Here is a 17,091-nt window from a genome sequence, read left to right on the forward strand (position 1 = left end):
CACTCTTTATCTTAATCTATCGTAATCAATCCTGAAATCAAAAAATTTGCTCCGGAATTTATCGCTTTTTATAAGGTTGTATTGGATGGCCGCAGCTTCGATATTGCCTACTTCTTGGTAAAGATAAGCAAGCGCAAGGCGACTATCTGATGAGTTTGGATCGGTTAGCTTTGAAAGCTCTAAAAGAGCTATTGCGTTTTGCGGATTATTTGAGCCAATCGCCGCGACCGCAGCCATAAAGAGCGTGCCTGCGTCATTTATCTTAAATTCGTCTATCAAGCGGTTGTATATGCCGTAGCTCTCTTTGAAATCATTTGTAAAAATATCGATATAAGCAAGAGTTTGAAGCAAATTTGTATCATCTTTGTTGCCGTTTAGGATTAAATTTTTAAGCTTCTCTCTTTCGTAATTTAAAAGTCCTGAAATTTGCAGTAGCTTTATGTATTGCTCTTTAATGATGTTTGCACCGTGATAAAACGCCGCTTCGTTTAGATTTTTGGTGTGGAAATGAATTTGTATCTGCTTGACGTACTCTTTGATATTTTGATCATCGAATTTGGCGATGAAATTTAAGATATTTGCGATGACGTCATCAGGCAATTTTGATTTTAAAACCTCGCTTTTTGCTATAAATTCGTTATTTCTATTTGAAATTTTAGCGATTATTGCATCAAAGGCCAAATTTAAAGCGTTTTGCTCCTTGTCTTCCTCGAGCCACCTTATGAGCGCATTTTGATTTCCGGTGACAAGTTCGGTTAGGGCTTTATATAAATTTACCTCTTTTATCTTGCCGTCGTGCTCTAAATTTTCGCTTATCTCTTGGAGCAGCTTTGCGTTATTTTCGTTATTTATATCGTTTGCTATCGCGCCAAAGACTCCTGCAAGGTGATTTGTAGGATCAAGATGATAGCTTGTGATGAAGTGCTTTGCCGCAAGCGAGAAGTTGCCAAGCTGAGCATAGCTTAAGGCGAGATTGTAATGCAAGATCGAATGCTCAGGATATAGCGATATTAGCGTTGCAAAGTGCGCATTGGCATCTTTTAGCTTGTAGTTTAATGCGCTTGCGATAGCCTTTGAAAGCTCTAAATTTACTTTTGATATCGTCCCGCTGGCACTTAGATAGCTACTTGCCGAGCTTGCGTCATCAAGAAATAGGCTAACTCCGCCCTTTCTTATGTAGTTTATCGTTTGGCTCGCGTCAAAAACCTTATAAGGCGCGAAATAAAACAGCACTTCATACCGTCTTGTCTTGTCGAAAAATATATCGTTTCTAAAGTGCATTTGAGCCAAATTTACGTCAAAAAGTTCGGATTTTAAGATCGCTTTTATAGGGAATGTATTTTCGATAAATAGCTTGTCTTTGGCAAAAACCGTCTTTAAGCCGTCCGCTCCTAAGGCATAATTGCCCGTTTTGATGTCGATAAGAGCGAGTATCGTGTCTATTTTATTTATTTCGTCGCTATTTTTAAGGGCCAAATTTAGCTTGCTTCTAGCCTTATCGTACTGAGCGTTTCTGGCATAGAGCATGCCAAGAGCCAAATTTGCGTCAAATTCTTTTTGATTTTCCAGCTTTTGTATCGCCTCTTCATCTTCTCCAAGATGTGTTAGAATTTTAGCGCTTAAGTAGTCGTATTTGTTTTTATAGTGACGCTCGGTAGGATAAGAAAGAGCGCGTAAAGCCTCGATATACTCTCCTTTGTAGTAGCGTATAAGGGCGTAATAGTAATTATAAAGAGGTGAGCCCGCTTCTTCTTGCAGGAACGAATTTGCTAGATCTATATAGTATTCAAAGCTTTTCGTGTTATTTAGCTCAAGTGAACTTACGGCGGCATTTATAGCACTTACTGCGATATTTTCTTTGTTATTTATCGCTTTTTTAAAGGACTCTATGGCTTCTGCGAATTTCTCCTGCTTCATCTGAGAAACGCCTAAGTTGTAATTAGATAGCGATTCGTTATAGATGGCTACGTTTTCATAAATTTTAAGAGCCTCAAATTTATTGCCTTTTTCATATAGTATATTTGCTTTTTGTATCATATCGTCAATCTTTGAAGCCCCGAATTTCTGCACTTCAAAACGATCTTCGATATCTCTTGCAAGCTGGCTTGGATCAAATTCGGGCTTTTTATCTCTAGTTGCAAAAAATAGTGTCGTTACTAGAGCGATTACAAGCAAAATGCCGATTGCACCAAATAAAAATAGCTTTTTCCTGCTCTTTTTTGGCGAGATATCTTCGCTTGGTGTTTCCTCGCTACTATCTTGCAGTTCATCAAGCGATATGAGGTTTTCTTCTTGGCTTGCGCCTTTTTGCTCATCGCTTGGGCTTTTAGGATCGGCCTCTTCTAGTATTACGACATTATCGCCAGCCACTACATATACCTTTTAAGAACTTCCGGAATTTCGATTGTGCCGTCGCTTTTTTGGTAGTTTTCCATGATGGCTATGAGTGTTCTGCCTACGGCTAGGCTTGAGCCGTTAAGCGTGTGAACGAGTGTGTTTTTCTTACCGTCTTTAAAGCGAATTTTAGCTCTTCTTGCTTGGAAATCGCGAGTGTTTGAAACCGAGCTTATCTCTCGGTATCTATTTTGCCCAGGTAACCAAACTTCAAGGTCGATGGTTTTTGCCGCACTAAATCCAAGATCTCCGCTGCAAAGAAGCAGATGTCGGTGTGGCAAGCCAAGCGAAGTAAGCAGGTCGCTAGCACACGCCACCATGTCCTCAAATACTTTTTCGCTTTGATCAGGCGCGGTTATGCTTACAAGTTCTACTTTTTCAAACTGGTGCTGGCGTATCATGCCACGCGTATCTTTGCCAGCAGAGCCCGCTTCTTGGCGAAAGCAAGCCGAGTAGCAAGTCATCTTTACAGGTAAGTTGCCGGCATCGATGATTTCGTCGTTATATAAATTTGTAACGGGAACTTCGCTGGTTGGGATTAGATATAGATCTTCGTCGCGAATTTTATAAAGATCTTCTTCAAATTTTGGCAGCTGTCCCGTGCCGTAAAGCGTGCGAGAATTTACTAAAAACGGCACATTTACCAGCTCAAATCCGCGAGACATATTAAAATCAATCATATAATTAACAAGCGCTCTGCTAAGCTTTGCACCGTCTCCTTTTAGCACCGTAAAGCGGCTTCCCGCAAGCTTTGCTCCGCGCTCGAAATCAAGCCAGCCAAGCTTCTCGCCAAGCTCGTAGTGCTCCTTTGGCTCAAAGTCAAATTTGCGCGGCTCAAGCACTTTTTTAAGCTCGACATTATCATCCTCGTCTTTTCCAAAAGGCACATCGTCATCGGTGATATTTGGCACGCCCGAAGCTATGCCGTCAAGCTTTTCGTCAAGCTCGCGAACTACTTTTTCGGCTTCATTCATCGCGACTTTATTTGAATTTAGCTCCTCTTTAAGCGCGCTTACGTCTTCGCCGTTTCTTGCCTTTATGCCAAGCTCCTTGCTTTTAGCGTTTTGGATAGCTTGAAGGCTTTCTAAATTTTGGCGTTTTGTTTTAAGTTCGTTAAAAGTCGCTAAAAGTTCGCTTAGAACCTCTTCTTTTATCTTTTTCCCTCGTAGTTTTGATACGAATTCATCGTAGTTTGTTTCAAGCAGTTTTAAATTTATCATTCTAATACCTATCTATAAATTCCCGTCGCTTCACGCACTCTTTCAATGAGCGGAAGCGCTACTTCGCGAGCCTTTTTTGCGCCCGCCAACAATATCTCATTTACTTCGTCTTCGTGACTTAAGTAGTATTCGTATTTTTGCCTTGCTGAAGCGAAATACTCCCACACCAGTTCGTTTAGATACATTTTAAAGTGTCCATGTCCTTCACCGCCGCGCTCGTAACGCTCTTGCAGCGCTTTTTGTCCGCTTTGGTTTAAAAACAGCTTTGCTATGTTATATACATTACAGGTTTGCCACTGCTTAGGGGCTTCAAGCGGTTCAGACGAGGTTGTTATAGAGCCGATTTGCTTTTTAAGCGCTTTGGTATCGCTAAAGATGTCTATTGTATTTCCGTAGCTCTTACTCATCTTAGCTCCGTCAGTTCCCGGCACGGTTGCGACGTTTTCATCGACTTTGCTTTCGGGTAGAGTAAAAATTTCTCCATGTTCGTTGTTAAATTTAATAGCTATGTCGCGAGCTATCTCAACGTGCTGAATTTGATCTTTGCCTACAGGAACGACGTTTGCGCTAAATAGCAAGATATCGGCAGCCATAAGCACGGGATAGCTAAAAAGCCCGTGATTTGCGCTTATGCCTTTTGCTGTTTTGTCTTTGTAGCTGTGAGCGCGTTCAAGCAGTCCCATCGGAGTGTATTGACTTAGCACCCAGTATAGCTCAAGCACCTCTTTTACGTCGCTTTGCACCCAAAACACGCTTTTGTTTGGATCAATACCAAGCGCAAGAAACGCACATGCCGCTTCAAAGGTATTTTGCTTAAGTCTGCTCGCCTCGCTAACCGAAGTCATGGCGTGGTAGTTTGCGATGAACATAAACATATCGCTACTATCTTGCGCATCAACCATTTGCTTTATCGATGCGAAATAGTTGCCAAGATGCAGCTTGCCCGAGGGCTGAAGTCCCGTTAATACTCTCAAATTTCTATCCTTTTTGCCTGTCTTTAAATTTTTTAATAATCTCTTTTGCTATTTTTTCAGGGGTTTTACCTTCGACATCGATGGTGATATCGGCTTTTTTCTCGTAAATTTTCTTTCTTGTTTTAAATAGCTCTTTTGCTTTGTCTCTATCTTTTAAAAGCGGACGTTTAGCAAATTTCTTCTGGGCGTTTTGGCTATTTTCTATGCGCTTTATTATGCCATCAAAGCTTGATTTAAGATATATAACAGTGCCGATTTTGTTTAAATTTTTAACGTTTACGAAGCCTCCGCCGCCTGCTATCACGCAGTTTTGCACGTTAGCGACTAAATTTTTAGCGACTAATCGCTCTTGCTTTCTAAAATACTCTTCGCCCTTTGTCTCAAAAATTTCGCGAATTTTTAAATTCTCGCTACTTTCGATAAGATCGTCCGTATCAAGCATGAGTCGCTTTAATTTTTTGCAAAGTTCCCTTGCAACCGTTCCTTTTCCAACGCCCATGAAGCCGATTAAGACTAAGTTACTGCTCATCTTTTTCCTCGCTGCTTCTGTTTTTTGGTATGAGCACGACAGGAACGCCGTTTAGATCAAATCTTTCGCGCAGTTTGTTTGTAAGATAGCGTTTATAGCTAAAGTGAAGCGCGCGCGGACGATTCATGATAAGAGCTATCTTGGGCGGTGCAAAGCCAAACTGCACGGCATAATAAATCCTAACACTCTTGCCTTTTTCACGCGGTATCGGGTGGATTTTGGTAGCTTCTTCAATGAGTTCGTTTAGCTTTGAAGTCTGAATTTTTTGAGTGAAATTTTTATAAACTTCAAAAATGAGCGAGTAAATTTTATGCACTCTCTTGCCGCCAAGTGCACTAACGCTGATTATCGGCGCGTATGTTAGAAATTTAAACTTATCTTTGATGATTTTTTTCATCTCGTCAAACTCTACTTCGCTTTTGTCCCATTTGTTTAGCACGATTATCACGCCGAGGTTAAATTTGCTCGCAAGCCCTGCTATACGCTCATCAAGCTCGGTTAGAGGCTCGCTAGAGTCAAGCACAAGCAGAGCGATATCGGTGTTTTCAAGCACACTTTCGGTTCTATTTAGCGCGTATCTTTCGATGCCTTCTATCTTGCCGCGCTTTCTGATGCCTGCGGTATCGACAAATTCTATCACTCTATCTTCATAAACGAATGTTTCATTTACAGGATCTATGGTAGTGCCCGCCACATCGCTCACTACGGCTCTTGCATCCTTAACCAAAGCGTTTAAAAGCGAGCTTTTGCCTACATTTACGCGGCCTATAATTCCTACTTTTATATTTTTTGATTCGAAATTTTGCTCTTGGATAGTATCGCTAAATTCGCCCTCTTCATCGAAATTTTCTAAAAATTCGTCAAAATCATCATCCAAGTCGGGCCTAATCTCGTCTTTAAGGTGTTTATAAATCCAGTCGCTAAGCTCATCCACTCCCGCATTGTGAGTGACGGATATGCTAAAGATATCTTTTGCGCCGAAGCTATCAAATTCCCAAGCTCTCTGCTCGTCTTTTTTGCTATCTACTTTATTTACGACAAGCGCGGTCGGCAAATTTAGCTTTAAAAGCGCATAAAACATAGCCTTATCTTCATCATCAGGGAAATTTTTGCCGTCCACCATGTAGATAATCGCGTCTGAATTCTGCGCCTCTTTGAGGGTTTTTTCCTTAACGTTTCTAAAAAGCTCGCTACTGTCATCAAGTCCGCCGCTATCTACCAAAATACACCTTTTATCATCTATCGTGATCTCGGCTTTGTTCGTGTCGCGAGTGGTTCCGCTTACGTCTGAAGTGATAGCTATGCGCCTTTTTGCCAAGCGATTAAAAAGCGAGCTTTTGCCTACGTTTGGCTTTCCGACAAGTATGATTTTTTGCACTTTATATTCCTTTAAATTTCGCTATTATACAAATTTTTGCCTGCGATGTTTATAAATTTAAGCCGTTTTGCACTACAATACGCTCAAATTTTAAAAAGGTTATGGGGTTGTTGCATAAATTTTTAATGAGGCATTTGGGCACTTATTATATGATTATCGCTTGTATGCTTTTTGCGATAACGGGAGCTCTTGCAAAAGTAATAAGTGCCGATATGCCGTCTATCGAAGTTGTCTTTTTTAGAAATTTGATCGGTCTTGTGATGATCGTTTATTCGCTTTATAAAAAGCCTGCGCATCAAAAGGGCGGACATCCGTATCTGCTCATATTTAGAGGAGTTATCGGCACGCTTGCGCTCTTTGCGTTTTTTTATAACATCGCTCATATAAATTTAGGCGCGGCATTTACATTTTCTAAAACAAGCCCGATATTTACGGCACTTCTTGCGGCGATGTTTATGGGCGAGAAGCTAAGCTCGCGCGGATGGATGGCGATATTTATCGGATTTGGCGGGATTTTGCTTATCATACAGCCTGAGCTTGGTATCTCAAAGACCGATTGGCTTGGAATTTGGAGTGGAGTAGGGGCTGCGATGGCGTACACGAGTGTTAGAGAGCTTAAAAAGAGCTATGATACTCGCGTTATAGTCTTTTCTTTTATGGGGTTTGGCACGGCTCTTCCGATCGTTTTTATGGCTCTGGCGGAATTTATCCAGATAGATGGCTTTGAATTTTTGTTTTCCAAATTTGTACTGCCCGATACTAAAAATATCTTTTTGATCGTTTTAATGGGCGTTGCGGGGCTTTACTTTCAGATGTATCTTACTAAAGCTTATGCGGCAAGTAAAAAGGCCGGTACGGTTGCGGCTGTAAGCTATGCCGACGTCATCTTTACCATTATCATCGGATATTTTATGGGGGATGGGCTGCCAAACACGGTTGCATTTTTGGGTATAATTCTGGTAATTCTTAGCGGAATTATAGTGGTAAAGGAGAAATAATGATACTAATAGCAGGGCCTTGCGTCATCGAGAGCGAAGAGCTTGTGTTTGACGTGGCAAAAAGGCTTGTGAAATTTAATGAAGATAATAGGATAGAGTTTTATTTTAAATCAAGTTTTGATAAGGCAAATCGCACGAGTATAAATAGCTTTCGCGGTCCCGGGCTTGAAAAGGGTTGTGAAATTTTAGCTCGTGTGAAAAAAGAATTCGGCTTTAAAATTTTAACGGACATTCACGAGAGCTATCAAGCTAAGCCTGTGGCTGAGGTTGCGGATGTGCTTCAAATTCCTGCGTTTTTATGTCGTCAGACAGACTTGCTTGTGGCTGCGGCCAAGACAAATTCGGTCGTAAATATCAAAAAAGGGCAGTTTTTAGCAGCAAGTGCGATGAAGCATTCGGTTAAAAAAGTGCTTGAAACTCGCGGTGTAGATGGCGACGGATATGAAATAGCTAAACAAAACGGAATTTGGCTAACGGAGCGTGGAAGCACTTTTGGATATGGAAATTTGGTCGTTGATATGAGAAATTTGGTTTTGATGAGAGAATTTGCACCTGTGATATTTGACGCTACGCATAGCGTTCAGATGCCTTCGGCTCTTGGTGAAAAGAGTGGCGGAGATGCAAGATTTGTGCCGTGTCTTGCAAGAGCGGCGGCAAGTGTGGGTGTGGACGGGTTTTTTTACGAGACGCATATAAATCCGTGTGAAGCGATGTGTGATGGACCAAATATGTTAAATTTAGACGAGCTGGATAGAGTTGTAGAGCAGACTTTAAAAATACAAGAAATTTTAAGGGGATAATTATGAACATAATCGAAGGAAATTTAAAACTAAGCGGAAAAGAAAAAATCGCAATTATCAACGCGAGGTTTAATCACATCATTACCGATAGGCTTGTCGAAGGCGCTAGGGATGCATTTCTTCGACACGGCGGAGATGAGAAAAATTTAAGCCTTATTTTAGTTCCGGGAGCATTTGAAATCCCTATGGCTCTTGAAAAGGCACTTGAGAGCGGCAAATGGGACGCGATATGCTGCGTTGGAGCGGTTATTAGAGGCTCAACTCCTCATTTTGACTATGTTTCGGCTGAAACTACAAAAGGCATCGCAAACGTGACGCTTAAATACGGCAAGCCCGTAACATTTGGCGTGCTAACGGTAGATAGTATCGAGCAGGCCATTGAGCGAGCGGGCAGTAAAGCCGGAAATAAAGGCTTTGAAGCGATGAGTGGAGCGATAGAGCTTTTAAATTTATATAAAAATATAAAGGTTTAAAATGGCAACTCGTCATCAGGTTAGACAAGCCGTAATATCGCTGCTTTACGCTCAGGAGATGGGTAGCGAGATGAGTGAATTTAAGGATGAATTTTTAGAGGAAAAAAAGATAAGAAACGAGCAGAGGAATTTCACGACTTCGCTTTATGACGGCGTAAATGAAAATTTGACCGCTCTTGATGAGTTGCTTAACTCCCACTTGAAAGAGTATAAAATCCACGAAATCGGCGTTGTAGAAAGAGCGATACTTCGACTTGGCGCTTACGAGATGAAATTTACGGACACTGATAAAGCGGTCGTGATAAACGAGGCGATAGAGCTTGCCAAAGAGCTTGGCAGCGACTCTGCGCCAAAATTCATAAACGGCGTGCTTGATGCGGTAAGGAGTGATATATGAAACTTTGCGTAGCGCTTGATATGGCGACGATGGAGCAAAATTTAGCTTTGGCTAGAGAGCTAAAAGGACTTGATTTATGGCTTAAAGTGGGGCTTAGAAGCTATTTAAGAGACGGAGCTAAGATAATTGACGATATAAAAAAGATTGATGATTTTAAAATTTTCTTAGATCTTAAGCTGCATGATATACCAAACACGATGGCCGATGCCGCGGAAGTGATAGCAAGCTTGCCTGTTGATATGATAAACGTGCACGCAAGTGCAGGTAAAAGGGCGATGAGTGAGGTTATGAACCGCTTAAATGCGCTTAAAACTCGCCCGATAGTTTTGGCTGTATCCGCACTTACAAGCTTTAGTGATAATTCGTTTAGGATTGTTTATAATGACAGCATTAAGGATTTTGTGCTCAAATTTTGCGTGAGCGCTTATGAGGCGGGGCTTGACGGTATGGTTTGCTCTGTTTTTGAAAGCAATATGATAAAAGACGCAACATCGCGATTTTTTCTGACGTTAACGCCGGGAATTCGTCCTTTTAACGAAGAGGTAAACGATCAAAATAGAGTTGCCGATCTTGAAGTTGCAAAGCAAGAAAATAGCGACTTTATCGTTGTTGGAAGACCGGTTTATGAAGATAACAATCCTCGCGAAATTTGTGAAAGAATTCTTGCCGAGATAGAGATACCTCGTGAGCCGGCTTAGGGACATTCCTTATGTTGGAGCTGCTACCGAGGCTGATATTATAGCACTTGGGTATACCGACATCGCTTCACTAAAGGGCGCAAATGCAGAGGATATGTATGAGCGCACTAAAGCACTTGGACGAGGAAGCGACAGGTGTATACTTTATGTTTATCGTATGATATGTTACTATGCAAATACGCCAAATCCTGATAAGAGCAAGCTTAAATGGTGGTTTTGGAAGGATTGAGCGGTTTTATTGTTTGGTTTTGGATTTTTGGATTTGTTGTAAATTTTAGCTTGAGTTTAAAATTTAAACGTTTTTAAATTGGCGTATTTGTCAAATTTTAAGTGTTTTATAAAGATAAATAAGTAAAATAACTCTTTTTATTTACATGGACAGATGGGTGAGCGGCTGAAACCACACCCCTGCTAAGGGTGCAAGTCTTAATCGGGCTTCGAGGGTTCAAATCCCTCTCTGTCCGCCACTAAGCCCTAAACTACGGCATTTCAAAGCAATTTTTAAAAAATGAAAAATCCCTTTGCCAACCCATACTCAAGAATAAATACTTATATCTCGGTTAAAGTCATCTAAATTTTGATTAAGGTAATTTACATAGACATCGTAAATCATTTTAGTAGATGAATGACCTAATAAATTTGCAAGTTCAACCGGAGTAACTAAATTTTTATGAAGCATATTTGTAGCGTAAGTATGACGCATGGTATAAGGTCGTCTATATCTTATATTTAGCTTTTTTAGTATAGGTTTCCAAAAATTATGCTGAAATATATAAGTATCTCTGTATGGTAAGCCGTATTGAGTTTCTAATAAGTATTCTTTAGTTTCGTATGCTCGAGTATTAAATTTATCATTTAATATAACGTATAAATAATTAAGTATAGGTATCTTTCTTATACTTTTCTTTGTTTTTGGTGTAGTTTCGCCAAATCTTGACCTAGTAGCATTAATTGTTATTATCTTATTTTTTAAATCTATATCACTATTTTTTAAAGCTATAATTTCACCGGTTCTCATACCGGTAAAAAAGCCAAGATGAATAAATAGCATAAAATTAAAGTTATAATTCTTACTTTCTCTTAAAATAGCCCCAACTTCACTATTTGTAAAAGGCTCAATTCTTGGAGCTTGATAAGATAGCTTCTTAATATGTATAATAGGATTTTTAGTTATCAATTCATCTTGTAAGGCAAGGTTAAAAATACCGCTTAAAGCGGTTAAATAGTGCTTCTTTGATTTTTGACCTACATCGACAATCGAATTAATCCAAACTCTTATATCACTTGGTTTAATGTCCTCTATCTCATAATCAAAAAAGCAGGATAATCGATTTTTAACTATGCCTTCATTTTTAGAGTATGTGGAGTATTTCCACTCGTCTTTTCCTAATTTAAGATATAAATCGCAGTAGTTTTTAAAATTCATATTGTCTAAGTCCCCTTGATATAAAATCTTCAAGCACTGGAGCATTTAAATTATGCTTCTCATATTGCTTGGTAAATGTCTCTAAATTTCTATCAATCATTAAATTTTCAACATAAGCTAAGTGCCGTAAGTTGCAGTTTTGCTTATCTAAATTGCTGTAATATTGATATAGTTCGTAGTTTTTCATTCTATTTACAGGCTTATTTATTTGTCCGTAGTATTCAAGCTTCCATTTCTTAAACTCTCTTATCTCTCTTTGTAGCGTCATTTCATTAGAATTAGGACATTTGCCGTCTGCTCTATAAGGTGTTTTATTATGCTGTTGTCTTTCGAGTGAATAAGTATGAATTAGTTTATTGCACCTATAATATTCTAATGTGCCGTCAAGATATATTAGCTCTTCTCTTAACTTTGGAAATTTGATGTAAATGTATTGGTCTAAGTAATTCCATTCTAAAATTGCGTCATCATCGTTTTTATGGTCGTTTAAGTGATATAAATCTTGCATATCGCTTATAAAATTAATCTTTCTATATACCCATAAAGGAACTTTAGTGCGAGATGATAGAAATCTTCTTACTTTGTGTTTTATATACCAGGCGCTTAATTCGTCTAACTCTTCGGTCTCTTTTAAATTTATAAATGTTTTTTGAATATATTTCATTACATAACCGCTTGGGTTTTGAATTGAAGTTTGAAAGCCGTTTAATTCGCCATTTCTTTCTTGCTCTGGAGTGATAGCATTTGTTTTTAGGTTTTGAGGTGCATTAAATAGGTCTTTATATATCTTAAGCATGTAATCTATAGTATAACCTGGAACATAAAAGAGTGCATGGATATGAGGCACACCGTCTTTTTTATGCGGTTCAAAACATCTTATATAAGAATATTCAGTCTTTTTATATTTATCGCCAAAACGCCTAAAGAATAAGCGCCATTGATGATTAAGAATAGCAACTAAATCCCTAATTTCTATCTTTTCGCCGTTTTTCATTCTTGATTTAATGATGTGTGGTATATATTTCCAGTCAATAGGTTTAAATCTGCTGTAATCGCCATTTAAAGCGTCACGGAAGCAGCCGTTAAGCGTTATAGTAAGGAATACTGGTTTTTGCTGTAAATCAATAGAGAATGAAGCCATAGTATTTACTCTATTTGATACTTCAGCGTAGTATTTATCGCTAAAATTAGCAGCCATAGAGCAATCAAGAAGAGTCTTACACTCACCTAAGCTGTTTACATAGCCTTGAGAAAGTAGATACCCTTTTTGCTTTTCCAGCTTGTTTTGACATTGTAGAAGGTCAAAATCTGTTATACCGTACACCTTATTCCTTAAAACTGGCATTTTATTATTAATTTGACAAGGAAGCCCATTCGCTCGCGTAGCGCTGCGCGCTCCGCTTGCTCTTGGTCTTCTTCCGACTTGCTACAACCGCCCCTATAGGTGCGCTTCGTCCGTCGCTGCTTAGGGGGCGAGCTTGCAGCGACCGCGCGCATGTCCATAGCTTTTTTGTGTGTCCCTTCCCCACAAAAAGCGGACGGCTTCATCTTTTAGCGAGTAAGCAGGGTTTGTTTGGTGGTCTGCTTATGTCGCTAAGATATAAATTTAAATAACTTGAATCGTTAAGGTTAAAACGGTGCTTAATTCTTGGTCTTGCTCGACCGAAAAGAGATACTTAAGGATAAATATGTCTTTTAGAAATGGCACACCGTTTCTTTGCTTTTGTGTGGTTGTTTTGTTTATGCCTGATAGAACTAAAACATCGCCACGTTTAAGCGAATAAGAGCTTTTAAGCTCTTTCTTTGATGTGATAGGGGTTAATGTATTGTTTGATAGTAAGTCTTCTAAAATGAGATGTAAATCAAAGTCTATATGATCTTTAAGTATGATAGGTTTGATTTTAACTTTAAGTCCGACGTCTTTATATTCGTAGCTGTCCGATTTTTCTTTTTGTGCGTTTGAAATTTCTGTTTTTGATACTAGGTAAGGAATGTTTTGAACGGTAGAGAAGTATGCTTCCGTATGATTTTTAGCTGTTAAAAATGGTGATGATATGATTTTGGTTAGTCCGTTGCTTTCAAGGAAGTTTAAAACCCCGAAAAAGTCTGTATTGTTGTCTTTAATGATGTTTGAATTTGTAATATACGGTGATGTGATAAGGTTGATATAATATTTTAAATCTCCTCTGTTGATAGGTTTAAGTAGGGCAGCTAAATTTGTGCCCATGTCTTTAATGTCTTTTAGGTTTGTTTCGGTAATTGTAAGTTTAAATTGAACCTGCTCGAGTGCTTTATCGATATGTTTTACGTTTTGTTTTATTTGGTCGTATATGTAATCATCTGCTCTAAAGAATACGGAGTTTGAAGTAATAGAATAGGTTGCATTTACGTCAAACTGATTCATTATGCCTTTTATGTCGTCTATTACATAGTTATTTAGCTCTATTCTTCTTAAATCATAATCAGGCAGCTTTTTATCGGTTATATAGTAGAAGTTATCTTTCTTATATAGATAAAGTCCTTTAGCTTCAAGCATTTTTCTAAACATGGAAAGACTTAAATTTGTCTCTTTTTGATAGATAAAGTAATAATTTGCTCCGTCTATGCTCTCATCGGTTACGATAACTATATTGTTAAATTTGCTTGTAAGCTCTGCAAAGTTTAACAAATCAGTATAGATTGTTTCGGCTTTTATAAAGCTACTTAAAGAAATTAGAAGTAATAGAAGTTTGGTTAACACTTTCATCGGATACACCTTTTTTAAGATTTTTAAGTTCATCAAGCACGGGCTTATCAAATACTAAAAAGTATTCGATAAAGTGCTTGTTTTTTGTGTTTGAATAAAAATACTTTGGACGTGATGATATTAATGTATATGATATGTATGCGTAAGGGAATGTATATTTTTCATCTTTAAATCTGCAAATTTCATCGATACAAGTTAGGTTGTAATAGTGTAGGGTTTGTAATGGTTCGTCTGGTTGTTTAGGTTGTGATGATGATTCAGGAATGATATGTGATGATTGAGGTTGTGATATATATTTAGTTTCTTCGGTTGATTTAGATTTCGGGGATAGCATTTGTAAAAATATATACATAAAAATAGATAGCATAATAAACATAAATAAAGCTATAGCTAAGAATTTTCTAACAAACGATTTAGTAGATGATTTATTGCCTGAATGATATAGATTAAATACTTCTTGAGAATACGGAATACCGATAGTATTCATAATATCTTTTTTAAATAGACGATAAGAGCCATATAAAACATATTTAAATTTATTCTTTAAAAATATCTTTGAAGCGTCAACGGCTTTAAAAAACTGCTCTGCTACTCTTTTATATTCAGGATTAACTAAGCTTAAATCTTGAGTAATTAAAAAGATTTCTTGATATAAATGCCTATGATATGTGAGCCACCAAACTAAAATAGGGTCTTTTTTCGATTTTAAGAAGTTATGACACTCATCAAACACAAACATTGCTTTATGAAGTTTTAGCTCTTTAGCTTTTTCGTTTAGCTCTTCATCGCTTACCTTATCAAGATAAAGAGCGTAAAGAATTTCCATATCGGAGTAAAATTTGTCATATTCAAATTTAAGTAATCTTTCATCGGTTTCAAATTTAAACTGATTAATATTGGTATAGCAATAGAGCAAATCAGGCTTACTCTCTTTTTCATCTTTACTTTCTTTTATAAAATACTCATAAATTTTATAAACTGCGTAATATGTTTTACCGCTTCCAGGATTGCCTACAATATAAGTTATCATGATTAAAACTTAGCCAAATGATAATATTCTATAAGTCTGCTTCTAATAAAAGAGAAGAATTTAATACCCATAGAAAGACCATAAATTAAAAGAATAATAAGAAGAATAGGGGAAAATATATTCCAAACATCAACAAAAGCATTCCATAAACCAAGAGATTTAGCAATTTCACTAGCCCAACCAAGAACTTCGCCGTTAGCAGTAGATAAATTGTTGATATGACCTATAAGTTCATTAATCTTAGTATGTATAAAATTAAGCAAAAGAACTAAATTTGTAAAATAAGTAACCAATATACCGACTAAGATAGTCTCAACGGCAGCAATAGGAAACCAAAAAGCTTTTTTAATAACTAAATTTCCTAAATTTCTAAATCTAAAAAATTTAAATACAGCAGCAATCGCAGAAAGTATAGCAGGCATATTCTATCCTTAAATATATTTAAACTGATTAACCATTAAAGGAATAGTTAATTTAATAGTTAAAAACAAAAAGAAACAAAAGAAAAATAAGTAAAAAATATAATAAAAAGTAGATTTTAATTTGGATAACTCTTTGCATATATCAACATCAACAGTCTTAACAATATTGTGACCCATATCAATTTTAAAAGCTTTAGGGCAACTACTACTAGAAGATTGACCTTTAATGGCACTAAATCCCTTACCTTGAATATTATTAATAAGCTGATTATATCCACGCTTAAAATCATCAAATTTAGAATTCATATCGTTATAATGTTTTAAAATAGTGTCTTTAAAACCGTTAACCTCTTTTTCAATATCATTATAATCAAAGTCTTTAGGGTCAAATTTAGCGTCTTTGTCTTTTTTGCCGTCATTGTCTCCGCTTGGACCACCTCCGCCAGGTCCGCCAGGTCCCTTGGGTTTAGTATTATTATTGTCTTTATTTTTACATTTAGGGTCTTTTGGGTTTTTCTTACAAAATTCGTTATTACTATCATCGGGGTCAGGCTTAGGACCGTCAGGATTTGGATTTGGATTATCGGGGTTTGGTTTAGGGTTTTTAGGGTCTTTTGGATTTTTAGGGTTGTTTGGATTGTCCGGGTCTTTAGGATTATCAGGGTCTTTTGGGTCTTGTGGTTTATCTGGGTCTTTTACATCAGGAGTGGTAGGGTCTTTAATATCAAAGGTGGAACCATCTTGACACGTTAAAGTATAAAAACCATTACCTTTTGAATCAAGACCCGAAATAATACCTTGCTTGACATCATCAGGATGAAAAGGTTGAGAGCCAGTCTTTTTACAAGCACAAAACATAACTTCTGGTAAAGTCTTTGAACCGCTACAATCCCAACAAACACCTTGAGGTGTTCCATCATCTCCACCCCACTTATTTTTGTTATAATCGGTGCAATCCTTATAACATCTATTAGCAGCAGGATTCCAACTATGACCAGCAGGGCATTTCTGACACTCTTCCGTATCAGTATTAAAATTTTCATCAGGTTTACAAGTTTTTATTTTATTAGCATTAATTTCATATAATTCAACATATTGTTTATTTTTTCCAGAAGCTTCGTCGCAAAGCTCATAATCATAATTTGCTCCTGAACCTTTGGAAATAGAACATTTTGTTCTTTTAACACTTTTTTCAAAATAGTAAAAAAGAGATGAAGAATCAATATAGAAAGAATAAGGCAAAATTGAAGAAGTTTCATGATATCTAACATCACTTTTCTTAATTATTTTATAAATATCATCGCCATTCCTAATATGGCTTGAACCAATAAAAGAAGCATTTGGCAAAGAATTTAAAGAATTAAAAACATCTTTTTTTAACCAAAAAAAAGTGGAATAAGCATTAAGACTTGAAAAAGATATTAGAGTTAATAAAGCTAGTTTTAGTATTTGAGACATGGATACACCTTTTTATAAAAACCTTTTTGTTAGCAATACCAAAGCAGAGCATACGGGAAAGCAGACTATAAGAAACCAAATCATAATCGAAAAGAAGTAATCAAATGACGGTATACCAGTGACAGTGAACATGGTATTAAACTCCTTT

Annotated in this window: 17 protein-coding genes and 1 tRNA gene; 7 read left to right on the top strand and 11 right to left on the bottom strand. The window is 37.4% G+C overall.

Going from position 1 to position 17,091, the window contains the following annotated elements:
- Positions 1-6: 6 nt before the first annotated feature.
- Genes CORI_RS02580 through der form a run of 5 tightly spaced genes read right to left on the bottom strand, consistent with a single transcriptional unit; the run spans position 7 to position 6,495 of the window.
- A complete protein-coding gene (locus tag CORI_RS02580; RefSeq protein WP_173030693.1) occupies positions 7-2,370 on the bottom strand; it encodes a tetratricopeptide repeat protein in 2,364 nt (787 codons plus the stop codon).
- Positions 2,370-3,614, bottom strand: a complete 1,245-nt coding sequence (serS, locus tag CORI_RS02585) for a serine--tRNA ligase (protein ID WP_173030694.1) — start codon at positions 3,612-3,614, stop codon at positions 2,370-2,372. The genes CORI_RS02580 and serS overlap by 1 nt, the downstream gene beginning before the upstream one ends.
- Before the next feature lie 8 nt (positions 3,615-3,622).
- The gene (gene trpS, locus CORI_RS02590; RefSeq protein WP_173030695.1) at positions 3,623-4,588 is read right to left on the bottom strand and encodes a tryptophan--tRNA ligase; all 966 of its coding nucleotides are present in this window, start codon (positions 4,586-4,588) and stop codon (positions 3,623-3,625) included.
- 4 nt (positions 4,589-4,592) lie between these two features.
- Positions 4,593-5,117 carry a shikimate kinase gene (locus CORI_RS02595; protein ID WP_173030696.1) on the bottom strand — a complete coding sequence of 175 codons (525 nt, stop codon included), beginning with the start codon at positions 5,115-5,117 and terminating at the stop codon, positions 4,593-4,595.
- Entirely contained in the window at positions 5,107-6,495 is a 1,389-nt protein-coding gene (der, locus tag CORI_RS02600) for a ribosome biogenesis GTPase Der (RefSeq protein WP_173030697.1), read from the bottom strand. Before der ends, CORI_RS02595 begins: the two co-directional genes overlap by 11 nt.
- Positions 6,496-6,602: 107 nt before the next feature.
- Here der and CORI_RS02605 point away from each other — a divergent pair, with 107 nt between their 5' ends.
- From CORI_RS02605 to CORI_RS02635, 7 genes are all read left to right on the top strand, one after another.
- A complete protein-coding gene (locus tag CORI_RS02605; RefSeq protein WP_173031910.1) occupies positions 6,603-7,493 on the top strand; it encodes a DMT family transporter in 891 nt (296 codons plus the stop codon).
- Positions 7,493-8,293 carry a 3-deoxy-8-phosphooctulonate synthase gene (gene kdsA, locus CORI_RS02610; RefSeq protein ID WP_173030698.1) on the top strand — a complete coding sequence of 267 codons (801 nt, stop codon included), beginning with the start codon at positions 7,493-7,495 and terminating at the stop codon, positions 8,291-8,293. Before CORI_RS02605 ends, kdsA begins: the two co-directional genes overlap by 1 nt.
- A 2-nt stretch (positions 8,294-8,295) precedes the next feature.
- Positions 8,296-8,766 carry a 6,7-dimethyl-8-ribityllumazine synthase gene (ribH, locus tag CORI_RS02615; protein WP_169940120.1) on the top strand — a complete coding sequence of 157 codons (471 nt, stop codon included), beginning with the start codon at positions 8,296-8,298 and terminating at the stop codon, positions 8,764-8,766.
- A gap of 1 nt (position 8,767) precedes the next feature.
- Positions 8,768-9,163 carry a transcription antitermination factor NusB gene (gene nusB, locus CORI_RS02620; RefSeq protein WP_169940121.1) on the top strand — a complete coding sequence of 132 codons (396 nt, stop codon included), beginning with the start codon at positions 8,768-8,770 and terminating at the stop codon, positions 9,161-9,163.
- Positions 9,160-9,861, top strand: coding sequence for an orotidine-5'-phosphate decarboxylase (pyrF, locus tag CORI_RS02625; RefSeq protein ID WP_173030699.1), 702 nt, complete (start codon positions 9,160-9,162; stop codon positions 9,859-9,861). Before nusB ends, pyrF begins: the two co-directional genes overlap by 4 nt.
- A complete protein-coding gene (locus tag CORI_RS02630; protein WP_173030700.1) occupies positions 9,848-10,090 on the top strand; it encodes a helix-hairpin-helix domain-containing protein in 243 nt (80 codons plus the stop codon). Before pyrF ends, CORI_RS02630 begins: the two co-directional genes overlap by 14 nt.
- A gap of 147 nt (positions 10,091-10,237) precedes the next feature.
- Positions 10,238-10,328 (top strand) — tRNA-Ser (locus CORI_RS02635).
- Between the two features lie 68 nt (positions 10,329-10,396).
- Here CORI_RS02635 and CORI_RS02640 read toward each other — a convergent pair.
- The 6 genes from CORI_RS02640 to CORI_RS10595 all read right to left on the bottom strand — a co-directional run bounded on the left by CORI_RS02640 (position 10,397) and on the right by CORI_RS10595 (position 16,943).
- Positions 10,397-11,287: a site-specific integrase gene (locus CORI_RS02640; RefSeq protein WP_173030701.1), complete on the bottom strand. Its 891-nt coding sequence runs from the start codon at positions 11,285-11,287 to the stop codon at positions 10,397-10,399.
- Positions 11,277-12,611 (bottom strand): hypothetical protein, encoded by a 1,335-nt coding sequence (locus CORI_RS02645; protein ID WP_173030702.1) that lies wholly within the window; start codon positions 12,609-12,611, stop codon positions 11,277-11,279. The genes CORI_RS02640 and CORI_RS02645 overlap by 11 nt, the downstream gene beginning before the upstream one ends.
- A gap of 282 nt (positions 12,612-12,893) precedes the next feature.
- The gene (locus CORI_RS02650) at positions 12,894-14,033 is read right to left on the bottom strand and encodes a type II secretion system protein GspD (protein ID WP_173030703.1); all 1,140 of its coding nucleotides are present in this window, start codon (positions 14,031-14,033) and stop codon (positions 12,894-12,896) included.
- Entirely contained in the window at positions 13,987-15,063 is a 1,077-nt protein-coding gene (locus CORI_RS02655) for a zonular occludens toxin domain-containing protein (protein WP_173030704.1), read from the bottom strand. The genes CORI_RS02650 and CORI_RS02655 overlap by 47 nt, the downstream gene beginning before the upstream one ends.
- Positions 15,064-15,065: 2 nt before the next feature.
- Positions 15,066-15,485 carry a hypothetical protein gene (locus CORI_RS02660; RefSeq protein WP_173030705.1) on the bottom strand — a complete coding sequence of 140 codons (420 nt, stop codon included), beginning with the start codon at positions 15,483-15,485 and terminating at the stop codon, positions 15,066-15,068.
- A 9-nt stretch (positions 15,486-15,494) separates the two neighbouring features.
- Positions 15,495-16,943: a hypothetical protein gene (locus CORI_RS10595; RefSeq protein WP_216842254.1), complete on the bottom strand. Its 1,449-nt coding sequence runs from the start codon at positions 16,941-16,943 to the stop codon at positions 15,495-15,497.
- Positions 16,944-17,091 lie beyond the last annotated feature (148 nt).

Origin of the sequence: Campylobacter sp. CCUG 57310, from assembly GCF_013201975.1 — a bacterium.
GTDB classification, from domain to species: domain Bacteria; phylum Campylobacterota; class Campylobacteria; order Campylobacterales; family Campylobacteraceae; genus Campylobacter_A; species Campylobacter_A canis.